A 23,184-nucleotide genomic window follows, 5' to 3' on the forward strand; every position below is an offset into this window, starting at 1 on the left:
CGGCCTACCTTGGCGACATGGCCCGACGTCCGTCCCGGTACCTGCCGCGTGGTGTGCTGCGGTTCCCCCGTGCACTCAGCTTGGCCGCATCCGTCGCCTGGGGCGAGTTGCGGCACGACCCCGCCCGGGCCGCGCTGCTCGGCGTACGGCTGCTGCCGGGGCGGGTGCGGCGCGGGCTGAAACCCGTCGAGAGACGGCTCGCCGCCCGGGCCCGTACGGCCGGGCCCACCGCCGTCCCGTCCGCCGCCCGGGTCGCGGCGCCCGCCGGGCGGGGGGTGCGGCCCGAGCCGGGCCGGGTGCTCCATCTGGTCACCAACGGACTGCCGTTCAAACACGCCGGCTACACCGTGCGCACCCAGGCCCTCGCCGAGGCCCAGCGGGCCGCCGGGCTCGACCCGCACGTGGTGACCCGGATCGGGTTCCCGGTGGCGCAGGGCGTCCTGGACGCCCGCCCGTCTCAGGTCGTGAACGGGGTGCCGCAGCACCGGCTGCTGCCGTACGGGCTGCCCTACGGCCAGGGGGCGGTCCTGGCCCGCAACGCCGAGCTGGCCGGGCGCCTGGTGGAGCGGCTGCGGCCGGCGGTGCTGCACGCGGCCACCGACCACGGCAACGGGCGGGTGGCGCTGGCCCTGCGGGAGACTTACGGGCTGCCGGTGGTGTACGAGGTGCGGGGGTTCCTGGAGGAGACCTGGCTGACCCAGGCTCCCGGCCGCGGTGCGGACGACCCGTCGTACCGGGCCCGGCGCGCCCTGGAGACGTACTGCATGCGCGGGGCCGATCTGGTGCTGACGCTGGGCGCGGCGATGAAGGCCGAGATCGTGGGCCGCGGGGTGCCCGAGGAGCGGGTTCTGATCGTGCCCAACGCGGTGGACGACGCCTTCCTCGCCCCGCCGCCGGACGGGGCGGAACTGCGCGCCCGGCTCGGCATCGCGGCGGACGACTTCGTGGTGGGCACCGTGAGCAGCCTTACTCCACACGAGGGAATCGGCACATTGCTCCATGCGGGTGCCGAACTGCGCCGTCGGGGTGTCCCGCTGCGGCTGCTGATCGTCGGCGACGGACCGGAGCGCGGCCGGCTCCAGGCGCTGGCCGGACGGCTCGGGCTGGGCTCCGGCGCCGCCCTGTTCACCGGGCGTGTGCCGCACCACCAAGTGCGCGCCTACCACGGTGTTCTGGACGTCTTCGCGGTGCCGCGCACCGACGAACGGGTCTGCCATCTGGTCACCCCGCTCAAGCCGGTCGAAGCGATGGCGAGCGGTCTTCCCGTGGCGGCCAGTGATGTCACAGCCCTACGAGAACTGGTGAAAGACGAAGTGAACGGGCGGCTCATCCCGCCTGAATCTCCGCAGGCTTGGGCAGAAGCTCTCGAAGTATTGCTCTACAGTCGAAATCGGCGGCATGAATGGGGAGCATCCGCCCGCGCGCTGGTGGCGCGTGAACGCACCTGGAAAAGGGTCGCTGCCACGACCCGAGACGCGTACCGCGCTCTTGGATGTGTCTGAGACCCCGCGCCCGGAACCGCTCACCGTCCGGGCTCTTCGGATCCATACGGCGTCTGCCGTTGCTGCCGTCGAGGGCGGAGTGAATCCCTATGCAGGTCGAAAAGGCCGTACCGCTCGGGGAATCGAGCGCATCGCTCGGGGATGAGGAACAGACCGACAGTTACGAACTGGCCGTCATCGGACTCGGCTACGTCGGGCTCCCGCTCGCGCGGGAGGCGTCGCTGGTCGGCCTGAGAGTGGCCGGGCTCGACCTCGACCCACGGGTCGTGGAGGGCCTCAACGCCGGGCACTCCCATGTGGACGACGTCTCCGACGAGGACGTCGCCCGGATGCGGGCGGCCGGGTTCACCGCGTACACCGACGACAAGTGCCTGGCCCGGGCGCAGACCGTGGTGATCTGCGTGCCGACCCCGCTCAGCGAGGACGGCGGCCCCGACCTGAGCGCGGTGACCTCCGCCGCGCGGGCGGTGGCGGGCCGGCTGCGCCGCGGGCGGCTCGTCGTCCTGGAGTCGACCACCTATCCGGGCACCACCGAGGAGATCGTCAGGCCGCTCCTGGAGGAGTCGGGGCTGCGGGCCGGCGAGGACTTCGCGCTGGCCTTCTCACCGGAGCGCATCGACCCCGGCAACACCACGCACGGGCTGCGCCAGACGCCCAAGGTGGTCGGCGGCTGCACCCCGGCGTGTGCGGCGAAGGCCGCCGCCTTCTACGGCAAGCTCGTCGACACGGTCGTGCAGGCGAAGGGCACCCGCGAGGCCGAGATGGCCAAGCTCCTGGAGAACACCTACCGGCACGTCAACATCGCCCTGGTCAACGAACTGGCCATCCTCTGCCGCGAGTTGCACGTCGACGTGTGGGACGCGATCCGCTGCGCCGGGACGAAGCCGTTCGGTTTCCAGCCCTTCCGGCCGAGCGCCGGGGTGGGCGGGCACTGCATCCCGATCGACCCCAACTACCTGTCCTACAAGGTGCGTTCGATCGGCTACGAGTTCCGGTTCGTGGAACTCGCCCGGGAGATCAACGCGCACATGCCGGAGTACGTCGTCCGGCGCGCCCAGGACCTGCTCAACCACGAGGGCCGGGCGCTGCACGGCTCCCGGGTGCTGCTCCTCGGCGTCACCTACAAGCCGGACGTCGCCGACCAGCGCGAGGCACCGGCGGTGCCGGTGGCCCGGCTGCTGCGGGAGCGGGAGGCCGAGATCGCCTTCCACGACCCGTTCGTACCTGCCTGGTTCGTGGACGGGGAGGCCGTGCCGCGGGTCACCGACGTCATGGCCGCGGTGCGGTCGCACGACCTGACGATCCTGCTCCAGGACCACTCCGCCTACGACCTCCCGGCCCTCGGCGACGAGGCCCGCCTGCTCTTCGACACCCGGGGGCGGATCTTCCGGCCCGGCGTCGAGGTGCTGTAGCCGACCCGTGTAGCAACTCCCCTTCCGTGGCTCGGAGTCGAAGGGCTCCGAGCCACGGAGCCGAAAGGCGCTCAGATGCGGATACTCGTCGTCACCGTCGTCCACCACCCCGAGGACGCGCGCATCCTGCACCGGCAGATCACCGCGCTGCGGGACCGCGGACACCACGTCGTCTACGCGGCGCCGTTCTCGGCCCGCGAGGTGCGGCCCCGCCCGGACCTCGAAGGCATCGACCTGCCGCGGGCCGCGGGCCGCAGCCGCCGCGCGGCCGTGGGCGCGGCCCGGACCCTGCTGGCCCGGCGCGGCCACGAGGCGGACCTGATCCTGCTGCACGACCCGGAGCTGCTGCTGGCCCTCCCCGGCACCCTGCGCCGCTGGCGGCGGTCCGGCACCGGTCCGGTGGTCGTCTGGGACGTGCACGAGGACACCGCGGCCGCGCTCGCCATGAAACGCTGGGTGCCGGGAGCACTGCGGCCACCGCTGCGGCTCGGTGTCCGCGCGGCCGAACGGCTGGCGGAGCGGCATCTGCGACTGCTGCTCGCCGAGGACGCCTACCAGGAGCGGTTCCGCCGCAGCCATCCCGTGGTACCGAACTTCACCACCGCCCCGACCGCGGCACCGGAACCGCCGGGCACCGAACGGGTCGTCTACGTCGGTCACCTGTCACGGGCGCGCGGCGCGCTGGACCTGATAGAGACGGCCCGGCACCTGGGCCCCGGCCTGCGCGTCGAGGTGGCCGGCGCGGCCGACCCCGACGTCCGGGACGCGCTCACGGCCGCCGACCGGGACGGCGTCCTGCGCTGGCACGGCTTCCTGCCCAACGACCGTGCCCTCGCCCTGTTCCCGGGCGCCCTGGCCGGCCTCTCCCTCCTGCACGACCAGCCCAACTACCGCCATTCGCGGCCCACCAAGGTCGTGGAGTACATGGCCCACGGCGTCCCCGTCATCACCACGCCCACCCCGCTGGCCGCGGACATGGTGGAGCGGCACGGCTGCGGGCTCGTCGTCCCGTACGAGGATCCGCGGGCTGCGGCGGAGGCGATCCGCAGGCTGAGCACCGACGCGATCCTGCGTCACACCGCGGCCCAGCGCGGCCGTGAGGCGGCCCTCACCCACTTCAACTGGCCGGACAAGGCTGCAGAGTTCACGCAGTGGCTGGAGACCTGGGTACGGGAGGAGACCGGTGCTAGGCGCGCGGGTGACGCGGCTCGTACAAGGCGACCTCGCCTCCGCCCGGCAACCGGAGGGCCGTCACCCGGCCCCAGGCCGCGACCTGGACGGGTCGGCTGAACTCGACCCCCTTGCCGGTGAGTTCGGTGACCGTCTCGTCCAGGTCGTCGCACATCAGCATCAGTTCGTGCGAGGGCTCGCCGTCGGCCGGATGGCACGCCACCTCGGCCGGCGGCAGCCGGAAGATCAGCCAGCCGTGCCCCACGTCGACGTGCGGCCAGTCCAGCACGTCCCTCAAAAAGGCCCGGTCCGCCTCGGCGTCGCGGGTGTAGATCACCACATGTGCCCCATTGATCACGCGCGGAGGCTAGTCCCGGGAGGCCGGGACGGCAAGGACCTCGCGTCACGCGTTGGACCAGCCGCGCTCGCAGAGCACCAGCCGGTACCCGTCCGGGTCCTCGACCGTGACGCCCCACCGGTTCCAGTACGGGTTCGGCGAGGGCACCCGCTTGCCGCCGTGCTCCTCCAGCCGGGCGACCAGGTCCGCCGGCACCGGCCCGTCGACGTAGACGACCAGCAGGTCCTCCTCGGTGGGCCGGGGCTCCACGGGCCGGGCGGGCTCGTGCACCAGTTCCAGATGCCAGTCGGCGTCCGGCCAGCCCAGCATCAGCAGGTCGTGCTCGCCGGGTTCCGGCCCGCCCTCGGCCCGCCACACCACACCGAGCCCCAGCCCCCGCACCCAGAACCGCTCGGCCACCGCCAGGTCCCGGGAGGGCCGGGCGATCCGGATGTGACTACGGCCGTCGACGGACATCGTGACCTCTTCCCGAGCTGCCGTTTCCTCCTCCGCAGCCTAGGTGTGCGCCGCTCGCGCGGCCATCGGCCGATCGCCCTGCACCACAGGTCCTAGGCCCCGTCAGGCGCGCGGCATGCCGTACGCCCGCTCCACGCGCAGCCGCAGCACCAGCCGGCGGTCGCGGACCATCGCGGCGCGGTAGTCGTCCCAGTCGGGGTGCTCGCCGCGGACGTCGCGGTAGAGGCGGATCAGCTCCTCGACGGTCGCGTCGTACGGGTCCTCCGCCACCGGCGACAGCTCGGCGATGCCCTCGGCGACCGTGTAGGCCCAGCGGTCGGGGCTCGTGACGTGGTACGAGGCGCGGGGGTCGCGGCGCAGGTTGCGGGTCTTGGCGCGGTCGTCGGTGATCGACACGCGCACGGTCCGCTCGTCGGGGTCGTAGGCGTGGTTGACGTTGGACAGCTGGGGGCGTCCGTCGCTCTTGAGGGTGACCAGCACCCCGTCGTGTCCTTCGCCGAGCAGCTTCAGAAGAGCTTCCTGGGTCATGTCGGGTGGAACCCCGCCGCGTCCGTCAGGCATTCCCGCCGCCGCTTCCCCGCCCACTCGGACGTCTCCCGGCCATCGCACGCCGGTGCCGCACCCAACCGGCCGTGCGCGGAGAGTGGCCGTCGGGCCACAGTGCGGTCGCACCGGGCGCACAATGTGCCGCGCCGGGCCGGGTGTGCCCGGAGTCGGCGCGGGGCGGCGCGGGCATGTACGAACTGATGAGCCATCATGACCTGCCGTACGACTCGGGCGCCCGGCCGTGCTCGGCGTGGCGGCGGCGCGTCCGTTTCCGGGGTCCCCTCTATAGCGTCCGTCACACCACACGTGGATGAGCGGGACCGTTCCCCTCTTCCTGCGCGACGATGAGGTCCGAGGTCGGACCGCACCGCGGACGACACGACCCAAGGAGAGCGATGGCACAGCTGCGACAGGAAGTCGACCCCGGTGAGGTGGGGCTGGACGTGAAGGCGCTCGACCGCCTCGACCAGCACTTCGCCCACTACGTCGACGAAGGGCGGCTGCCCGGTTACCTGGTGGCCGTGGCACGCGGCGGCCGGGTCGCCCACCTCACCGCCCAGGGCCACCGCGACCGCGCGGCCGGGCTGCCGGTCGAGGCGGACACCATCTGGCGGGTCTACTCCATGACCAAGCCGGTCACCGCGGTCGCCGTGCTGCTGCTCATGGAGGACGGGCTGCTGTCGCTGGACGACCCGGTCGACCGGTTCCTGCCGGAGTTCGCCGCCCCGCGGGTCCACGTCTCCGGTTCGGGCGACGACATGGTGACCCGGCCGGCCGACGGCCCGATCCGGATCCGCCATCTGCTCACCCACACCGCCGGGTTGACCTTCGCCTTCTACCACACGCACCCCGTGGACGCCTGCTACCGCGAGGCGGGCCTGGAGTTCTCGGTGCCGTCGGGCGCGGACCTCGCCGAGGCGATGGCGGTGTACGCCCGGATGCCGCTCCAGTTCGAGCCGGGCGCCCAGTGGAACTACTCCGTCGGCTTCAACGTGCTCAGCCGGGTCGTCGAGGTGGCCTCCGGGCAGCGGCTCGACGAGTTCTTCGCGGACCGGATCTTCCGTCCGCTCGCCATGCCGGACGCGGGCCTGCACATCGTGCCCGAACAGGCCGACCGGCTCTCGGAGTTGTACGGCGAGACGGAGGGCGGCGGCATCGAGGTGATCCCCGGGCTGCCGTTGCGCGGCCGCCCCCGCTTCCTGTCCGGCAGCGGGGGTCTCGCGGCCACGGCGTACGACTACCACCGTTTCACGGAGATGCTGCGCCGGGGCGGCGAACTGGACGGCGTCCGGCTGCTGTCCCCCGCCTCGGTCGGGCTGCTCGCCGCCAACCACCTGCCCGGCGGGGCCGACCTGCGGACCTACGGCGCCCCGGTCCACCGGGAACCCGGCAACGACGGGCTCGGCTTCGGCCTCGGCGTCTCCGTGGTGATCGACCCGGACCGCACCCTCTCCCCGAGCAGCCCCGGCGCCTACGGCTGGACCGGCGCGGCCACCACCGCGTTCTGGGTCGACCCCACCCACGACCTGACCGTGCAGTTCCACACCCAGCTCCGGCCGAAGACCCTGAAGGTCTTCCCGGACCTGCGCCGGCTGGTGCACGAGGCGATCCTGGACTGAGCGCCGTTCACACGAGGTTCGACTCCGGGCGTGGGGCGCCGGCCGCGAACCGGCCGGCGCCGAGCGGGCGGACGTCCAGGAAGGGGGCGCGGCCCAGATACAGGTCGCGCACCACCTCGCCGACCGCCGGTGCCTGCAGGAAGCCGTGGCCGGAGAACCCGGTGGCGTACAGGAACCGGGAGACCGAGGGTGCCTCGCCGATCAGCGCGTTGTGGTCGGGGGTGTTCTCGTACAGGCCCGCCCAGCCGCCGGTGCGGCGCAGGTCGAGCAGGGCCGGGGCGCGGCGTTCCATCGCCGCGTACAGGCGCGGGATCCACCGGTCGTGGGTGTCGGTGGCGAAGCCCGGCCGTTCGTCGGGGTCGGACATGCCGAGCAGCAGTCCCGGGCCCTCGGCGTGGAAGTACAGGCTGGTGGTGAAGTCGATCGTCATCGGGAGCGTCGGCGGCAGTCCCGGTACCGGCTCGGTGACCGCGATCTGCCGGCGCAGCGGCTGCACCGGCAGGTCGACGCCGGCCATCGCACCGACCGCCCGCGACCAGGCGCCGGCCGCGCAGATCACGGTCTCGGTGACGATCCGGCCGAGGGTGGTGTGCACGGCGGTGATGCAGGGGCCGTCCCGTTCGACGCCGGTGACCTCGGTGTGGCGCAGGACGCGGGCGCCGTGGGCGCGGGCGGCGGCCGCGTAGCCGTGCACGACGGACTCGGGCGTGCAGTGGCCGTCGTCCGGGGAGTAGGCGGCGGCCAGCAGTCCGTCGGTGGCGATCAGCGGGGAGAGCCGGGCCGCCTCCTTCGGGGTGAGCATCCGGCTGGGCACGCCGAGGTGGTTCTGCAGCCGGACGCCCGCCTCGAAGGAGGCGACCTCCTCGGGGGTGGAAAGGAGGAAGAGGTAGCCGACGCGGTGCAGTCCGATGTCGTACCCGATCTCCTCGCCGAAGCGGGCGAAGGCCTCTAAGCTGCGCGCGCCCAGCTGGATGTTGAGCTCGTCGGAGAACTGGGCACGCACACCGCCCGCGGCCTTCGAGGTGGATCCGGCGGCGAGTTCGTCGCGTTCGACGAGGACGACGTCGCGGACGCCCGCCCTCGCGAGATGGCAGGCGATGCTGGTGCCCATCACCCCGCCGCCGACGATCACGACCTGGGCCCGAAGATTCACGCGTGTCCCTCCTGTCGGTCTCCCCCGATCCTTCCCCGGGAGGCCGCCCGGTACCTCAGGACCAGTGCGCCACCGCGTCCAGGTGGGGCAGCACGTGGTCGAGACGCTCGCGCTTCGTCCGCAGGTAGGTGATGTTGTTCTCGCACGGCTCGATGAGCAGCGGGACCGTTTCGGCGACCTCGATGCCGTGCCGTACCAAGGACTCTCGTTTGCGCGGGTTGTTGGACATCAGGCGTACCGAACGCACCCCGAGGTCGCTCAGGATGCCGGCGGCGACGCCGTAGTCACGGGCGTCCACGGGCAGTCCGAGCGCGAGGTTGGCCTCGACCGTGTCCAGGCCCTCCGCCTGCAGGGCCATCGCGCGCAGCTTGGCCAGCAGGCCGATGCCGCGGCCCTCGTGACCCCTCAGGTAGACGACGATGCCGCTGCCTTCGGTGACGACCGCGCGCAGCGCGGCGGCGAGCTGGTCGCCGCACTCGCAGTGCTGGGAGCCGAAGGCGTCCCCGGTCAGGCACTCGGAGTGCAGCCGGGTCAGCACCCGGTCGCTGTCGATGTCCCCGTACACCAGGGCGACTTGCTCGTCACCGCGGTCGTGGTCCAGGTAGCCGATCGCCTGGAATTTCCCGTAGACGGTGGGCAGCGGTGCATTCACGACGCGTTCCACGCCCGAACGCCGTGGGGACTTCTTGCCGAGTACGCCGATGTTCTCTGTCATGATCTGATTCCTAAGAGGAGACGAAAGGCCGTGAATGATGAGTGGTTCGGGCGCGCGTACGGCGGCATACGGCTTGGTGCCGACGGACACTACGGAAGAGGTACGGACCAGGGGGGCGGGCGTTTCAACACAGGTCGCCGTCCTTCCCGTGGGGAGCTTCGAACAGCACGGCCCCTACCTTCCGCTCGCGACGGACACCCTCGTCGCCTGTGCCGTCGCCCGGGAGATCGCCGCCGCGTACCCGGTGCACCTCCTCCCTCCGGTGACGGTCTCCTGCTCGCACGAGCACGCGGCCTGGCCGGGGACCGTCAGCATCTCCGCGGTGACGCTGCACGCGGTGGTGAACGACATCGCCGGCTCGCTGCGCCGCTCGGGCGTCGAGGCGCTGGTCGTGGTCAACGGCCACGGCGGCAACTACGTGCTGGGCAACGTCGTACAGGAGGCGTCCGCGCGGGGCGAGCGGATGGCGCTGTACCCGGCCGCGGAGGACTGGGAGGCAGCCCTGGAGCGGGCCGGGGTGGAGACCTCGGCGCTCACCGACATGCATGCCGGAGAAATCGAGACCTCCATTCTGCTGCACGCTCATCCCGAATTGGTCCGCCCTGGTCACGAGTCTGCCGATTTCATCGCTGACGACCGTCGTCATCTCCTCACCCTGGGAATGTCCGCCTATACCGAGTCGGGCGTCATCGGCCGTCCTTCCCTGGGCTCGGCGGAAAAGGGGAAGGAACTCCTGTCGAGCCTCGCGGATTCCTTCGGCGCGATTTTCGAACTGCTCACCGCCGGGCGGGAGTAGCGCAGCCCCGCGTACCAGCGGACGACCAGGACCACCAGACCCGGCAGGGCCGCCACGAAGCTGAGGACGCCGTAGACGACGGCGGTGGCGAGCCCGCTGTCCGCGCCGAGGCCGGCCGCGGCGAACGCCCAGGCGGTGACGCCCTCCCGGGGGCCCCAGCCGCCGACGTTCAGCGGCAGGCCCATCGCGACCAGCGCCAGGACCGCGATCGGCGTCAGCGCCGCCACCGAGGCGGTGGAACCCGCGACCCGCGCGGCCACCACGAACATCCCGACGTGTCCGGCGAGGATGACCGCCGAGGACAGTGCGACGCCCGGCGCGTTCCGCCGCGACAGCAGCGCGCGGCGGGCCTCGCCGAGGGTGGCGCGCAGGGCACCGGCACGCTTGCCCGGGGCCTTGTTCATGCGGACGGCGACCACGATCGCGCACGCGCCGGCCAGCCCGGCCGCCGCCAGCGGGGCGAAGCTGCGCACCTCGGCGCGCACCGGCGAGGGCAGGATCAGCAACGCGGCCGCGCCGAACACCGTCAACGCGATCTGTCCCGCGGTGCGTTCGAGGACGACGGCGCGGACCCCGCGGCCGATGTCACCCTCGCTCTGCCCGTGCCGGACCGCCCGGTGCACGTCGCCGAGCACCCCGCCGGGCAGGGCCGCGTTGAGGAACAGCGCCCGGTAGTAGTCGCCGACGGCGGGCCCGAGCGGCAGCCTGAGGCCGAGGCTGCGGGCCACCAACTGCCAGCGCCAGGCGCTCAGTACGGTCGTGACCGCGCCGACCGCCAGGCCGACGACCAGCGTCGGGGTGTCGATGCGGCGCAGTCCGTCGAGGAAGACGCCGGTGCCGAGCCGCCACAGCAGCACGGCGATGATGGCGGCTCCGGCGACGGTGCCCAGGTGGGTGCGGACGGCGCGGAGGTTGAGCCGCCGGGGTGCGGCGAGCGCGGCGGCGACGGGCGCGGCCTCGCGGACCAGGGTCGGGGTGCTCATGCGGCGCCTCCGGTCGGCCGGGCGAGCGCGAGCAGGTCGCTGTGGTGCACGACGACCCGCAGTTCGCCGGCCGTGTTGGCGGCGAGCCGTTCGGCCAGGTAGGCGTCGGCGCGGCCGGCCAGATCGGGGCGCTCCTCGACGGCCGCGCCGACCCAGCCGCGCAGCCACTGCTCGGTGAGCGCCTTCTCGTCGGGGCCGAGCCGCCACGCGCTGGGGTGCACCTTCACGGTGGCGCCCCGGTCGGCGAAGGCCTCGCAGGCGGCGGTGACGGCGTCCGGGCCGAGCAGTCCGCCGCGCCGCTGGTGGGCGTTGAACGCCTCGGTGAGTTCCGCGTCCATCGGGTGGGCGGGGGTCAGCTCGACCCGCCCGGCGACCGAGAGGGTGAGCAGCGCGGGGCAGCCGGCCCCGGTGCAGGCCTCGGCGAGTATGTCGACCTCCTCGCGGGTGAGGACGTCCAGGAGAGCGGACGCGGTCACCAGGGAGGCGCCGATCAGCGCGTCGGGGGTGAGCCGGGCGACGTCGCCGCGCCGGGTCTCCACGGTGACCCGGCTGCCGTCGGCGGCCGCGCGGGGCGAGGCGACCGCGGCGAAGTGCAGCAGGTAGGGGTCGCGGTCGTGCAGGATCCAGTGCTGGGAGCCGTCCAGACGGGGTGCGAGCCAGCGGCCCATCGAGCCGGTGCCGCAGCCCAGGTCGTGCACGACGGTCCCGCCCGCCTTGCCGGGCAGGTTGGCCAGCCGGATCCGCAGCGGGTCCAGCAGGTCGTGCGCCCGGGCGGCCGCGTCCGCGCTCTCCCGCAGCTCCAGCCACTCGGGGGCGTACCGCGGCGGTTCCTCGGGACCGGTCTCCCGCAGCCGCACGGTGGCCCGTTCGCCCGGACGGACGACGGGACCGGCTCCGGCGATCACCTCGGAGGGCGCCTGTTCGCGTTCTCGTCCCATTCCCGCATCCGTAACATCCATCGGTCCCGGCTGCGCGGGTATCGCGCCGACCGGAGTAGTGGTCGTGGTCTCGCTGGTCATGCCGCCCTCCGGGGTTCGTCAGGGAGCCGCAGCAGGACTCCGGCGAGGCTGCGGGCGGTGGTCGCCCAGCCGTCGAGTGCCGCCCGCCGGCCGCGCGCGGCGGCCTTGAGGCGGCGGCGTACGTCCGCCTCGCCGAACCAGCCGCGCAGTTCGGCGGCGAGCGCGGCGGGGTCCTCCGGCGGCACGAGGATGCCGGGCACCCCGCCGTCGGGGGCGCGGCCGACCGCTTCCGGCAGGCCGCCGACATCGGTCGCGAGCACCGGGATGCCGCGGGCGAGGGCCTCGGTGACGGCCATGCCGTAGGTCTCGGCGTACGAGGTGAGGACCATCAGGTCGGCGGCCGCGTAACTGGCGTCCAGGTCGGCGCCGGCGCGCGGGCCCGCCAGGTGCAGCCGGTCCGTCAGCCCGTGCTCCGCGATCAGCGACCGCAGGTGGGCGACGTACTCCGGAGCCGCGTCGAGACCGCCGACGCAGGTGCAGGTCCACGGCAGGTCCCGGACCGCCGCGAGCGCCTCGACGAGCCGGTGCTGACCCTTGCGCGGGGTGACGGCGGCGACGCACAGCAGGTGCGAGACGCCGTCGGTGCCGGCGGCCAGCGGGGCGATGTCGGCGCCCGGGGCGGCCACATGGACCCGCTCGGGGGCCAGGCCGTGGTGCGAGACCAGCCGTCGTACCGCCCAGTCGCTGGTCGCGATCACGGCCGGTACGGCGCGCAGCACCGTGCGCTCGCGGGCGTCCAGGTCGGCGGCGACGGCCGCCTCGAGCCCGGTCTCGGCGCCGAGCGGGAGGTGCACGAGTACGGCGAGCCGCAGCCGCTCCGTCTCAGGTACGACGATCTCCGGGACTCCGCAGGCCACCAGACCGTCCAGCAGGACGGCCGTGCCGTCGGGCAGTTCCCGCAGGGTGCGGGCCAGGGCGTCGCGGGCGGCCGTGTCGGGGCGCGGCCAGGAGCCGGGCACCGCGTGCTTGGTGACCTGCCAGCCGAAGCCGGGCAGGTCGAGGCAGACCCGCCGGTCGTAGGCGTTGCCGCCGCTCGGGTTGGCCGGGTCGTCGACGCCGCCGGGCATGACGAAGTGCACGTTGCGCAGGGACATGGGGAGGATCCCGATGTTCGCCGGAGTCTCGCTGTCGGTGGTGGACACGCGCTGTGCGGGCACGTAGGTGAGGGCCGGTTTGCGGCCGACGGTCATGTCGGTCACAGGGCACGCTCGTAACTCGCCCAGGCGACGTGGGACTCGTGGAGGGTGACGGTCAGCCCGGCGAGGCCCCGGGCGCCCTCGCCGAGCGCGCCCTTCTCGATGCGCTCGGCGAGCCGGTCGGCGATGACCTTCGCGAGGAACTCCGTGGAGGTGTTGATCCCGGCGAAGTCGGGCTCGTTGTCCAGGTTTCTGTAGTTCAGCTCGCTGACCACGGCGCCGAGTTCCTGGGTGGCAAGACCGATGTCGACGACGATGTTGTCGTCGTCCAGCTGCTCACGGCGGAAGGTGGCGTCCACCAGGAACGTGGCGCCGTGCAGGCGCTGCGCGGGCCCGAACACCTCGCCGCGGAAGCTGTGGGCGATCATGATGTGATCGCGGACGGTGATGCTGAACAACGGACGACCCTCCAGGTGCGGCGCGTCTGGTCCCCCGGCTGATCCCTGCCGGGGGATGCCCTTAATACGGCTCTTGGCTTCCCCGCGTTCAGTCCACTCTCACTCTTTTCTCAGGTCAGGACCTCTTGGCGGCCCGCACCGGACGTCATTGGACGTTCCGTCAGCCGTTGTCGCCGTAGCGGACCCGGTGGCAGAGGGCCGGAAGCTCCCCGGAGGCGAGTCTCGGAAGCACCTCCGGCAGCTCTTCGAACGCGCTTTCCCCGGTGATGAGGGCGTCCAGCGCCGGGTCGGCCAGCAGGTCCAGGGCCAGGGCGAGCCGGTCGGCGTAGGTGCGGCCGGCGCGGGCGGCCGGGGAGACGGTGCCGACCTGGCTGCTGCGCACGGTGAGCCGGCGGGAGTGGAAGGCCTCGCCGAGCGGGAGGGCGATCCGCCGGTCGCCGTACCAGCTCAGGTCGAGGACCGTGCCCTCCGGCGCGAGGAGCTCCAGCGCGCGGCCGAGGCCCTGCTCGGTGGCGCTGGCGTGCACCACCAGGTCGCACTCCCCGAGGGCGTCCTCGGGGGCCGCGAAGGCCACGCCGAGCGCCTCGGCGGTCTTCTCCCTGGCCGGGTCGGCGTCGACGAGCTGGAGCCGTACGCCGGGGAAGCGGGCGAGCAGGGCGGCGACCGAGCAGCCGACCATGCCGCCGCCGATGACCGCGATCCGGTCGCCGAGCAGCGGCGCCGCGTCCCAGAGGGCGTTCACGGCGGTCTCGACCGTGCCCGCGAGTACCGCACGTGCCGGGGGTACCCGGTCCGGTACCACCGTCACCGCGCTCACCGGAACGACGTAACGCGTCTGATGCGGATACAGACAGAAGACCGTACGCCCGATCAGCCCATCGGGTCCCTGCTCGACCTCGCCGACGCTGAGGTAGCCGTACTTCACCGGACCTGGGAACTCGCCCTCCTGGAAGGGCGCCCGCATCACGGCGTGTTGGCTCTTGGGCACCCCGCCCCGGAACACCAGTGTCTCCGTGCCCCGGCTGACCCCCGAGTACAGCGCGCGCACCAGTACCTCACCCTCGCCGGGCTCCGCGAGGGAGACCTCACGGAGCTCGCCATGGCCCGGAGAGCGGAGCCAGAACGCGCGGGCCGAGGAGTTCATCGGCATCCTCCTGAACGATCGGGAAGTGGTTCACGTACGGAGATGTGCACAGCGAGAAGTGCACAGGCCGCGCACAGTACGCGGCGTTGATCGACTCTGTCACTCGGCCGGAGGACGTGCGGTGGCCCTGAACAACACTTACGAAGCCAGGCTGGTCCAGCAGGAGACCGCTGTGGGAGCGGGCGTGCAGATCCTGTTGCTGGCCCTGCTCGGGACGGCGATCGGCATGGGGCCGGCCGGCTGGCTCACGGGTCTCGCGTTCGCGACAGCCACCTGGGCCGTGCTCTCCCGGGCCCTGCACCGCAGTCGCCCCCGTTCCTTCGGCCCCGCCAACCGGGTGACCCTCGGCCGCGCGATCCTGGTCGGCGGCGTGACCGCCCTGGTCGCCGACTCCTTCGAGAGCTCCCCGCCGGTCACCCTGCTGGTCGGCCTGACGGCCGTGGCCCTCATCCTCGACGGCGTCGACGGCAAGGTGGCCCGCAGGACGGGTACGTCGACCGCGCTGGGCGCCCGCTTCGACATGGAGGTCGACGCGTTCCTGATCCTGGTGCTGAGCGTGTACGTCTCGATGCAGCTCGGCCCCTGGGTCCTCCTGATCGGCGGAATGCGCTACGCGTTCGTCGCGGCCGCGAAGGCCGCGCCCTGGCTGAACGCCCCGCTGCCGCACTCCATGGCCCGCAAGACGGTCGCCGCGATGCAGGGCATCTGCCTGCTGCTGGCCGGCGCGGACCTGCTGCCCTACCTGGCCAACCTGGGCGTGGTGCTGCTGGCGCTCGGCTCCCTGGTGTGGTCCTTCGGCCGGGACGTGCGGTGGCTGTGGCGCAACGCGCGGCCGGCTTCCCTCGAGGCGGCGCCCGCGGTCACAGCGGAGCGCGTGCCGGATTCCGCCGAGGAACTGGAGCTCCTGGAGCTGGCGGTGCGCTGAACCGAGCACGGCGAAGGGGCCCGGACCGGTGAACGGTCCGGGCCCCTTCGCCGTCTACCGACGCACCGACGGGTGTTGGCCTACGACTTCGCGCCCCGCGTCCGTACGACGGCGAACGCGGCCGCCGCCAGGCCCAGGACGCCGACGATCAGGCCCGCGATGCCGAGGCCGCGGGCGGTCGAGTCGCTGGAGTCGGCGGCCGCGGTGGCCGTCTTCCCGCTGCTCCCGGTGGCCGGCGCCGCCGACGCGGCGGAGTCGTCGTCGGCCGCCGTCAGCTTGAGCGTCGGCGCCGGGTTCTCCGGCTCGTCGTCGCCGCTCTGCGCCTCCTCGATCCAGCGGACGACCTTGCCGTCGGAGTAGGTCTGCAGGGTCTTGAAGGTCAGCTGGTCGGTGTCCTCGGGCAGTTGCCCGAAGGCGACGTCGAAGTCCTCGAACTGGCCGGCGCCGATCTTGCCGCCGGTCCAGGTGATCTCGGAGGCGGCCTCGGTGATGGTGCCGTCGTCGGTCTTCACGGGCGTCTTGAGCTTGGTGGTGGTCACCTTGGCGGTCCAGCCGTCGTGCGGGGTGACGAGGACGCCCAGGACCGGGTGGTCGGTGGGCAGGTAGACCTGGACCTTGGTGGTGGCGGCGGTGTCCTCCTCGTTGGGCACGCGGAAGGTGAGCACGCCGTCGGTGGCGCCCTTGGCGTAGCTCTCGGGGTGAACGGTGACGTGCGCGGCGGCGATACCGGCGGCGGCCAGGACCGACACGGCGGCGAGCGCGGTGACGGTGGCGGCGCGGCGGAGGGTCAGTCGGGTGGTGGACATGAGCGAGTCGATCTCCGTACGAGTGAAGTCTGTTTGGGCGTCTTACGACTGTCAGGCCGGGTACGGGATCGGGTTCGGGGGGCCGCGCCGGCTCACCGCGTGCCGCAGCGCGAGCAGCCGGCGGGGCCGTATCGGGCCGGCCGGGGCCAGGCGGGGCCCGCCGGCCGGGACGGGCAGCGGGGCGTCGTGCCACCAGGCGGCCAGACCGGGGACGAGCGCGGCGGCCCGCCTCAGCAGCGACCAGAGCGCGGCCTCGCCGCGCCGCAGCCACCAGGAGGCGACGAGCGCGGCGACGACGTGGGCGAGGGTGGCGTGCGCGGTCAGGACGTGGACGTGCGGGTACTGCTGCGCCACACCGTGAATCCCTGGCATACCAGGCATGCCCGACATATTGGCCATACCGGCCATGGCGTGACCGTGCATGCGCGTGTGGGCCATGGTCATGGCGGGCGCGGGAGCGGCCGGAGTGACGGCGCGGGCCGCGTCGAAGCCGAAGTGCAGACCGGCCTGGGTGAGCAGCATGCCGACGCCGATCTCCGGCAACCCGCGCTCACGCTCCGCGAGGGCCCGCCCGAGGGCGAACACGACTGCGAACCCGGCCGCGTCGGCCCACAGCGGCGGCATGTCGCCCATGGCGAGACCGTGCCCGGCGGCAGCCAGCAGCACGCACACCGCGGCGAACACCGCGGCACGCAGGCTCCGTACCGCCGGTGACGCACTCATGGTGAGCGATCCTCCCACGGTGGGGTGGTACGCGCGGCAGGGACGCCCCGTTCACTCATGGCTGGGGTTTTCCCGTGCGTGTGCCGCGGTCTGCTGTGAGCGCGGTCTGCTGTCACACACGACGGCGCCGCGAACCCGCTCGGCGGCACCGCCAGGCACCCCGGCTTCCGCCGCCTCGCTCCAGCCACTCATCGGGTTCCTCGATGGCGTCGGCCGCTGTGAACGTGAGGCCTGTCTCCGTGTTGTGCCCGGTCGTGGTGCCGTCCGGATTCCGGCTGAAGGAGAGACTCATCACTGCCCCCGTGGCGATCGTCGATCCTGCGCTTGCCCGCACGAATCCAAACGACTCAGGCCGCCACGGAGCTCCCGAACGGGAATGCATCACCCGAACGCGTGAACGTCCCGAGGGGTGCCGCGGGGATCAGGCCTCGGCCACGAACGCCACGAACTCCGTCCAGCCGTCACGGCACACGGCGAAGTGCGGTCGGGACACGTCCTTGGAGTCCCGCACGCAGACGGCCTGCTCGGTGACAGCGACCTCGATGCAGCTGTCTCCCTGGCTACCGCTGTGGCTGGACTTGAACCAGGCGAGTTCCGTCGTGCTCATAGTTCTCCTCGCAGTCGCTCCAACAGGCCCTGCGATTCTTTGGGGTTGAGGGCCTGCGAGCGCAGTGTGTCATAGCGCTGCTGGAGAAGGCTCACCTCTTTCACGTCACCGATCAGCCGCCCGTTCTGCTGCCCTTCCGAATACGCGAAGCGCCGCCCCTCCGGCGTCTCCAAGAGCTGGACCGGTCCGTCCAGACACGCATGCAACCCCGCCTCCAACGGCACGATCTGCAGGGTCACGTTGCGCAGAGCGGCCCGCTCCAGCACATGGTCGTACATCTCGCGCATCAGCTCCGCGCCCCCGAACCGCCGCAGGAACACGTGCTCCTCGACGATGAAGCTGAACGGCACCGTCGGCCGCTCGAAGAGCATGCGCTGCCGCTTCATCCGTACGTCGAGCAGGTTCTCCAGCCCCTCGTCGGTGACCACCGGAATGGTGCCGTCGAACACGGCCCGCGCGTATCCGTCCGACTGCAACAGCCCCGGCACCAGCCTGCACTCGTACGTGCACAGGCTGACCGCGATCCGCTCCAGCCGGGCCCACCGCCGGAACCAGACCGCCAGCCCCTTGTCGCCCCGCGTCAGGAACTGGGCCGCCTTCCGTAACGCCCCGGTGTTGCCCAGCACTTCCTCGGCCCGCTCCACCAACGCCCGGTCCGGCATCCGCCGTCCCAGCTCCACGGACGCGACCGTGTGTTTGGAGTACCGCACCAGCTCGGCGAACTCGGACCTGCTGTAACCGGCGTGCTCCCGCAGGGCATGGACGACGGCCCCGAAGGTCCGCAGGCTGTCGGAGGGATCGGGCTCGCGCTCCACCTCGCAGCCCGTCAGGTCGTCGCCGTCACTCTCGTCCACACCGTTCGTCATACGCGGCCACCTCCAGGTACGTGCGCACTCCGCTCCCCACGCTCAACTCACCCAGAGTGACGGCAAGATCCACGTACGGTCCACGCATTGCCCTCGTACGCCGAGGCAGCGTACGCATCACGCACCTGGAAGGGTGCGCTGTCGTCGCTCACACGTATGACGGTCGAACGTGCGGTGGGCGCGGTACTCCCCTGGTCCGCGCCCACCGCGGTGTGTGTCAGGCCGCCCGGCGGGCCTGGCCCCGGTGGTCGCGGATGATGTCCGCGTACCGGTGGCCGCTGCCCTTGATCGTGCGGGCCTGGGTGCGGTAGTCGACGTGGACCAGGCCGAACCGCTTGGCGTAGCCGTACGCCCACTCGAAGTTGTCGAGCAGCGACCAGGCGAAGTAGCCGGCCAGCGGGGCCCCCTTGCGGGCCGCCGAGGCGCAGGCCGCGAGGTGGCTGACCAGGTACGCCTGGCGCTCGGGGTCGTCGACCGTGCCGTCGGGGCGGACCACGTCCGGGTAGGCGGAGCCGTTCTCGGTGACGTAGAGCTTGCGGGCGCCGTACTCCTCGGTCAGGCGCAGCAGCAGCGTCTCGATGCCGCTCGCGTCGATCTCCCAGTCCATGCCGGTGCGCGGGACGCCGGGGCGGTGGACCGAACGGGCGTAGGGCGCGGGGCCGTCCGGGTCGTTCTCGATGTAGGCCGGGAAGTAGTAGTTCAGGCCCAGCCAGTCGAGCGGGGTCGCGATGGTCGCCAGGTCGCCGGGGCGCTCGGGGAGTTCGACGCCGTAGGTCTCGACCATGTCGGCCGGGAAGCCGCGGCCGTGCACCGGGTCCAGCCACCAGCGGTTGACGTGCCCGTCGTGGCGGCGGACGGCGGCCGCGTCCTCGGGGCGGTCCGTGGCGGCGAACACGGTGGAGAGGTTGTTGACGATGCCGACCTCGGCGCCGGGCGCGGCGGCGCGGATGGCCTGGGCTGCCAGGCCATGGCCGAGGAGCAGGTGGTAGGAGGCGCGGACGGCGGCCGTGAGGTCGGTCCAGCCGGGGGCCATCGTGCCCTCCAGGTGGCCGATCCAGGCGGAGCAGGACGGCTCGTTGAGGGTGGTCCAGTGCCGGACACGGTCGCCGAGGCGTTCGGCGACGACGGAGGCGTACGCGGCGAAGTGCTCGGCGGTCGCCCGCTCGGGCCAGCCGCCCCGGTCCTGGAGGGCCTGCGGCAGGTCCCAGTGGTAGAGGGTGACCGACGGGGCGATGCCGGCCGCCAGCAGGGCGTCGATCAACTCGTCGTAGAAGTCCAGGCCCTTGGGGTTGACCGGGCCGTCCCCGCCGGGCCGCACGCGCGGCCAGGCGACCGACAACCGGTAGGCGTTCGCGCCCAGTTGCCGCATGAGGTCGATGTCATCGCGCCAGCGGTGGTAGTGGTCGCACGCGACGTCGCCGTTGTCGTCGCCCGCGATCTTCCCCGGGGTGTGCGAGAAGGTGTCCCAGATGGAGGGTGCACGGCCGTCCTCGGCGACGGCTCCCTCGATCTGGTACGCCGCTGTTGCCGTGCCCCACAGGAAGTCGTGCGGGAGGGCGGCGAGGTCGATGGTCACGAAATTCCCTTCGGAACTGGCTTCGTTGCGAAGCGGGTTCACTTGACGGCGCCGGCGGTCAGCCCGGCGACGAGGTAGCGCTGGAGGAGCAGGAAGCCGGCCACGACAGGGACGCTCACCACGAGCGAGGCGGCCATGATCTGGTTCCAGTACACGTTGTTGAGCGTGGAGTAGCCCTGGAGGCCGACGGCCAGCGTGCGGGTGGTGTCGTTGGTCATCACCGACGCGAAGAGCACCTCGCCCCAGGCGGTCATGAAGGCGTAGACGGCGACCGCGACGATCCCGGGGACCGCGGCGGGTACGACGATCCGCAGCAGCGCGCCGAGCGGCCCGCAGCCGTCCACCAGCGCCGCCTCGTCCAGGTCCCGCGGCACCGAGTCGAAGTACCCGATCAGCATCCAGATCGAGAACGGCAGCGAGAACGTCAGGTAGGTGAGGATCAGGCCGCCGCGGGAGCCGAACAGGGCGATGCCGGTGGCGTTGCCGATGTTGACGTACAGGAGGAACAGCGGGAGCAGGAAGAGGATGCCCGGGAACATCTGCGTGGACAGCACGGTGACCGTGAAGACGCGCTTGCCGCGGAACTCGTAGCGGCTGACGGCATAGGCGGCGAACACCGCGACGACGACCGAGCAGACGGTCGCCGCGACCGACACGATCAGCGAGTTCACGAAGTACCGGGCGAGCGGGACCGTCGACCAGATGTCGATGTACGGGCGGACGGTCAGCCCGCTCGGCAGCCAGCGGAACTTGCCGGTGACGTCCGAGAGGGGCTTGAGCGAGCTGGAGATCATCACGTACACGGGGACCAGCACGAACCCGGTGAGCAGCGTGAGGAAGATCCGCCGGGACCAGAGGAAGGAACGCGGCGGGGCCATGGGCGAGCTGGGGCTAGACATCCGGGGTCCTCCGTCCGCGCGAGGTGAGCACCAGGTACACGCCGGTCACCACCAGCAGGAAGAGCAGCAGGAGCACGGACATGGCCGAGCCGGTGCCGAAGTTCCAGGTGACGAAGGAGGCCTGGTAGATGTGGACCGAGATGAGGTCGGCGGCCTCCGGCGCGGACTTGCCGAACAGCACGTACGGCGTGTTGAAGTCGTTGAAGGTCCAGAGGAACAGGACCAGGATCAGCACCTGGTTGACCGGGCGCAGCGACGGCAGGGTGATCCGGCGGATCTGCTGCCACATGCCGGCGCCGTCCAGGGCGGCCGCCTCGTACAGCTCCCGCGGGATGTTCTGGAGGCCGGCCATCACGATCAGGAAGGCGAACGGCCAGCCCTTCCACACCGACACGGTGAGCAGCGCGTAGAAGCTGTTGTCGCCGATCAGCCAGAAGGACGGCTTGTCGGTGAGGTGCAGCTGGTCGTGCAGGACGTGGTTCACCAGGCCGTTGTCGTGCTGGAACATGAACACCCAGGTGATGACGGCCGCGTAGACCGGCAGCGCGTACGGCACCAGGAACAGGGCGCGCAGCAGGCCGCGGCCCCTGAAGGTGTCCTGCATGAACACGGCGGCCGCGGTGCCGATCAGCCAGCACAGGCCGACCGAGAGCAGGGTGAAGCCGACGGTGACGAGGAACGAGTGCAACAGGGCCTTGCCGATGGGGGCGTTGAACTCGACCGACAGCTTGTAGTTGTCGAATCCGGCCCAGGGGGCGGTGGTCCAGTCGCGGATGTAGAACTGGGTGAGCTCCTTGAAGCTCATCACGACGCCGATGACCATCGGGACGAGATGGACGAGGAGTTCGAGCAGCAGGGCGGGCAGGAGCAGCAGGTAGGGCAGTCCGATCCGGCGGATCCGCCCGGGACGGCGGCCCGAGCCGCCCGCCGTCCCGGGGGAGTTCGCACGCACCGGCTCTTGTACGGCGGTGGTGGTGGTCGTCATGGTGCTCAGGCCGCCGGCATCTGCTGCTGGGCCTTCTCCAGCTCGGCCTTCACGGAGTCGGTGGTGATGGCGCGGCCGTCGGCGGCGTCGGCGAACAGGTTCTTCACCGCGGTACCGACCGTGGTCTCGAACTGCGACTCCGACGCCACCTGGGGCAGGGCCGCGGCGCTGGTGGCGAGGGTGTTCTTCAGGACTGAGTTGGCCGGGGTGTTGAAGGCCGCGTCCTCCTGGGCCGTCTTGACCGGCGGTATGGAGCTGTAGGCGGTGTTGAGGATCTTCTGCTCGTCGTCGCTGGTCATGAACTTGACGAACTTGGTGGCGCCGTCGAGGTTCTTGGTGTTCTTGAAGACCGCCAGGTTGATGCCGGCGACCATCGAGTTGACCTGGGCGCCGGTGCCGGGGGTGCCGGACTGCACGGGCACCGGGGCGATGCCGTAGTCGCTGTCGCTCATACCCTGCGACGTGAGGTTGGAGGACGCCGACTGCCACAGCAGCATGGCCTGCTTGCCCTTGGCGAAGTCGCTGACCGACTGGTTCTGCGCGTACTCGGCGTCACCGGTCGGGATGACCTTGTCCTTGGCCATCAGGTCGACGTACTGCTTGACCGCGGCGACGACGTTGCCGTCGGTGAAGTTGGGCTTGCCGTCGGAGGTGAAGAAGTCGGCGCCGTGCTGCTTGGCGAAGACGAAGACGTGATGGATGTTCTCCGAGACGTTGCCGCCCTCGGCGCCCAGCACCGACTTGCCCTTCGCCGATATCTTCTTGCCGTCGGCGATCAGCTCGTCCCAGGTGGCCGGGGGCTTGGAGATGCCGGCGTCTGCGAAGATCTTCTTGTTGTAGTAGAGCGCGTACGCCATCGAGTACAGCGGTACGGCCGCCGGGTCCTTGCCCTCGGCGCCCGTGGAGCCGAGCGCGGAGTCGACGAACCGGTCCCTGCCGCCGATCTTGCCGAAGTTCTTGGCGTCCCAGGGCAGCAGCGCGCCGGTCGCCTGCAGCGAGGCGCTCCAGGTGTTGCCGATGTTCAGCACGTCGGGGCCCTGGCCGGAAGTGGTCGCGGTCAGGATCCGGTTGAGCAGGTCCGACCAGGGCACGACCTCCAGCTTGACCTTGATGCCGGTCTGCTTCTGGAACTTGTCGAGCTCCGGCTGGAGGACCTTCTTGTCGACCTCGATGCTGGCGCCCTGGTTGGAGGCCCAGTAGGTGAGCGTCTTCGGGGAGTCGTCGGACCCGCCCCCGGTGGACGAACCGCCACCGCAGGCCGTGGCCGCGAGGGCGAGAGACATGGTGACGGCGCCTACGGCCGCGGCTCGGATGCTGCGCATGGCTCCAG

Annotated in this window: 23 protein-coding genes and 1 pseudogene; 6 read left to right on the forward strand and 18 right to left on the reverse strand. The window is 71.8% G+C overall.

Annotation, left to right across the window (positions count from 1 at the left end; genetic code table 11):
• Window positions 1–17 precede the first annotated feature (17 nt).
• From ACFY6U_RS12585 to ACFY6U_RS12595, 3 genes are all read left to right on the forward strand, one after another.
• Window positions 18–1,502: a glycosyltransferase family 4 protein gene (locus ACFY6U_RS12585; RefSeq protein ID WP_390037350.1), complete on the forward strand. Its 1,485-nt coding sequence runs from the start codon at window positions 18–20 to the stop codon at window positions 1,500–1,502.
• 89 nt (window positions 1,503–1,591) lie between these two features.
• Window positions 1,592–2,914: a nucleotide sugar dehydrogenase gene (locus ACFY6U_RS12590; protein ID WP_390037352.1), complete on the forward strand. Its 1,323-nt coding sequence runs from the start codon at window positions 1,592–1,594 to the stop codon at window positions 2,912–2,914.
• A gap of 75 nt (window positions 2,915–2,989) precedes the next feature.
• Window positions 2,990–4,204, forward strand: a complete 1,215-nt coding sequence (locus ACFY6U_RS12595; protein WP_390037354.1) for a glycosyltransferase — start codon at window positions 2,990–2,992, stop codon at window positions 4,202–4,204.
• Here ACFY6U_RS12595 and ACFY6U_RS12600 read toward each other — a convergent pair.
• From ACFY6U_RS12600 to ACFY6U_RS12610, 3 genes are all read right to left on the reverse strand, one after another.
• Window positions 4,101–4,442, reverse strand: a complete 342-nt coding sequence (locus ACFY6U_RS12600) for a VOC family protein (RefSeq protein WP_390037355.1) — start codon at window positions 4,440–4,442, stop codon at window positions 4,101–4,103. The two genes, ACFY6U_RS12595 and ACFY6U_RS12600, sit on opposite strands and share 104 nt — an antisense overlap.
• Before the next feature lie 45 nt (window positions 4,443–4,487).
• Window positions 4,488–4,898 carry a VOC family protein gene (locus ACFY6U_RS12605; RefSeq protein ID WP_390037357.1) on the reverse strand — a complete coding sequence of 137 codons (411 nt, stop codon included), beginning with the start codon at window positions 4,896–4,898 and terminating at the stop codon, window positions 4,488–4,490.
• Window positions 4,899–5,000: 102 nt separating this feature from the next.
• Window positions 5,001–5,426, reverse strand: coding sequence for a PPOX class F420-dependent oxidoreductase (locus tag ACFY6U_RS12610; RefSeq protein ID WP_390037359.1), 426 nt, complete (start codon window positions 5,424–5,426; stop codon window positions 5,001–5,003).
• 413 nt (window positions 5,427–5,839) lie between these two features.
• On the opposite strand from ACFY6U_RS12610, the gene ACFY6U_RS12615 reads away from it, so the two are divergent.
• On the forward strand, window positions 5,840–7,063 hold the full coding sequence (locus ACFY6U_RS12615; RefSeq protein ID WP_390037361.1) for a serine hydrolase domain-containing protein: 1,224 nt from the start codon (window positions 5,840–5,842) through the stop codon (window positions 7,061–7,063).
• A 7-nt stretch (window positions 7,064–7,070) separates the two neighbouring features.
• Here the strand turns inward: ACFY6U_RS12615 and ACFY6U_RS12620 are convergent, their stop codons facing one another.
• Both ACFY6U_RS12620 and ribA read right to left on the reverse strand, forming a co-directional pair.
• Window positions 7,071–8,216 (reverse strand): NAD(P)/FAD-dependent oxidoreductase, encoded by a 1,146-nt coding sequence (locus tag ACFY6U_RS12620; protein WP_390037363.1) that lies wholly within the window; start codon window positions 8,214–8,216, stop codon window positions 7,071–7,073.
• Window positions 8,217–8,271: 55 nt separating this feature from the next.
• A complete protein-coding gene (gene ribA, locus ACFY6U_RS12625) occupies window positions 8,272–8,931 on the reverse strand; it encodes a GTP cyclohydrolase II (RefSeq protein ID WP_362594758.1) in 660 nt (219 codons plus the stop codon).
• A 37-nt stretch (window positions 8,932–8,968) separates the two neighbouring features.
• Here ribA and ACFY6U_RS12630 point away from each other — a divergent pair, with 37 nt between their 5' ends.
• The gene (locus ACFY6U_RS12630; protein WP_390037659.1) at window positions 8,969–9,727 is read left to right on the forward strand and encodes a creatininase family protein; all 759 of its coding nucleotides are present in this window, start codon (window positions 8,969–8,971) and stop codon (window positions 9,725–9,727) included.
• Window positions 9,728–9,825: 98 nt separating this feature from the next.
• Here ACFY6U_RS12630 and ACFY6U_RS12635 read toward each other — a convergent pair.
• The 5 genes and pseudogenes from ACFY6U_RS12635 to ACFY6U_RS12655 all read right to left on the reverse strand — a co-directional run.
• A pseudogene (locus ACFY6U_RS12635) lies at window positions 9,826–10,710 on the reverse strand (YbhN family protein); the annotation flags it as partial.
• A complete protein-coding gene (locus tag ACFY6U_RS12640) occupies window positions 10,707–11,648 on the reverse strand; it encodes an SAM-dependent methyltransferase (RefSeq protein ID WP_390037365.1) in 942 nt (313 codons plus the stop codon). The gene ACFY6U_RS12640 and the pseudogene ACFY6U_RS12635, both read right to left, overlap by 4 nt.
• Window positions 11,649–11,725: 77 nt before the next feature.
• Window positions 11,726–12,919: a glycosyltransferase family 4 protein gene (locus ACFY6U_RS12645; RefSeq protein ID WP_390037661.1), complete on the reverse strand. Its 1,194-nt coding sequence runs from the start codon at window positions 12,917–12,919 to the stop codon at window positions 11,726–11,728.
• A 5-nt stretch (window positions 12,920–12,924) separates the two neighbouring features.
• On the reverse strand, window positions 12,925–13,323 hold the full coding sequence (locus tag ACFY6U_RS12650; RefSeq protein WP_093497951.1) for a 6-carboxytetrahydropterin synthase: 399 nt from the start codon (window positions 13,321–13,323) through the stop codon (window positions 12,925–12,927).
• Between the two features lie 160 nt (window positions 13,324–13,483).
• A complete protein-coding gene (locus tag ACFY6U_RS12655; RefSeq protein ID WP_390037367.1) occupies window positions 13,484–14,467 on the reverse strand; it encodes a dehydrogenase in 984 nt (327 codons plus the stop codon).
• Window positions 14,468–14,588: 121 nt separating this feature from the next.
• Here ACFY6U_RS12655 and ACFY6U_RS12660 point away from each other — a divergent pair, with 121 nt between their 5' ends.
• Entirely contained in the window at window positions 14,589–15,392 is an 804-nt protein-coding gene (locus ACFY6U_RS12660) for a CDP-alcohol phosphatidyltransferase family protein (RefSeq protein WP_390037369.1), read from the forward strand.
• Window positions 15,393–15,472: 80 nt separating this feature from the next.
• Here ACFY6U_RS12660 and ACFY6U_RS12665 read toward each other — a convergent pair whose 3' ends face one another.
• From ACFY6U_RS12665 to ACFY6U_RS12700, 8 genes are all read right to left on the reverse strand, one after another.
• On the reverse strand, window positions 15,473–16,198 hold the full coding sequence (locus ACFY6U_RS12665; RefSeq protein ID WP_390037371.1) for a YcnI family protein: 726 nt from the start codon (window positions 16,196–16,198) through the stop codon (window positions 15,473–15,475).
• Between the two features lie 51 nt (window positions 16,199–16,249).
• Window positions 16,250–16,921, reverse strand: coding sequence for a hypothetical protein (locus tag ACFY6U_RS12670; RefSeq protein WP_390037373.1), 672 nt, complete (start codon window positions 16,919–16,921; stop codon window positions 16,250–16,252).
• Between the two features lie 421 nt (window positions 16,922–17,342).
• Window positions 17,343–17,528 (reverse strand): DUF397 domain-containing protein, encoded by a 186-nt coding sequence (locus ACFY6U_RS12675; protein ID WP_362659155.1) that lies wholly within the window; start codon window positions 17,526–17,528, stop codon window positions 17,343–17,345.
• The gene (locus tag ACFY6U_RS12680) at window positions 17,525–18,394 is read right to left on the reverse strand and encodes a Scr1 family TA system antitoxin-like transcriptional regulator (protein ID WP_390037375.1); all 870 of its coding nucleotides are present in this window, start codon (window positions 18,392–18,394) and stop codon (window positions 17,525–17,527) included. Before ACFY6U_RS12680 ends, ACFY6U_RS12675 begins: the two co-directional genes overlap by 4 nt.
• A gap of 217 nt (window positions 18,395–18,611) precedes the next feature.
• Entirely contained in the window at window positions 18,612–19,970 is a 1,359-nt protein-coding gene (locus ACFY6U_RS12685) for a GH1 family beta-glucosidase (RefSeq protein WP_390037377.1), read from the reverse strand.
• A gap of 38 nt (window positions 19,971–20,008) precedes the next feature.
• A complete protein-coding gene (locus ACFY6U_RS12690) occupies window positions 20,009–20,848 on the reverse strand; it encodes a carbohydrate ABC transporter permease (RefSeq protein ID WP_390037663.1) in 840 nt (279 codons plus the stop codon).
• Between the two features lie 13 nt (window positions 20,849–20,861).
• Window positions 20,862–21,854 carry a carbohydrate ABC transporter permease gene (locus ACFY6U_RS12695; protein ID WP_390037379.1) on the reverse strand — a complete coding sequence of 331 codons (993 nt, stop codon included), beginning with the start codon at window positions 21,852–21,854 and terminating at the stop codon, window positions 20,862–20,864.
• Between the two features lie 5 nt (window positions 21,855–21,859).
• On the reverse strand, window positions 21,860–23,176 hold the full coding sequence (locus ACFY6U_RS12700) for an ABC transporter substrate-binding protein (protein WP_390037381.1): 1,317 nt from the start codon (window positions 23,174–23,176) through the stop codon (window positions 21,860–21,862).
• Window positions 23,177–23,184 lie beyond the last annotated feature (8 nt).

It is taken from the genome of Streptomyces sp. NPDC013157 (genome assembly GCF_042899865.1).
GTDB lineage: Bacteria > Actinomycetota > Actinomycetes > Streptomycetales > Streptomycetaceae > Streptomyces.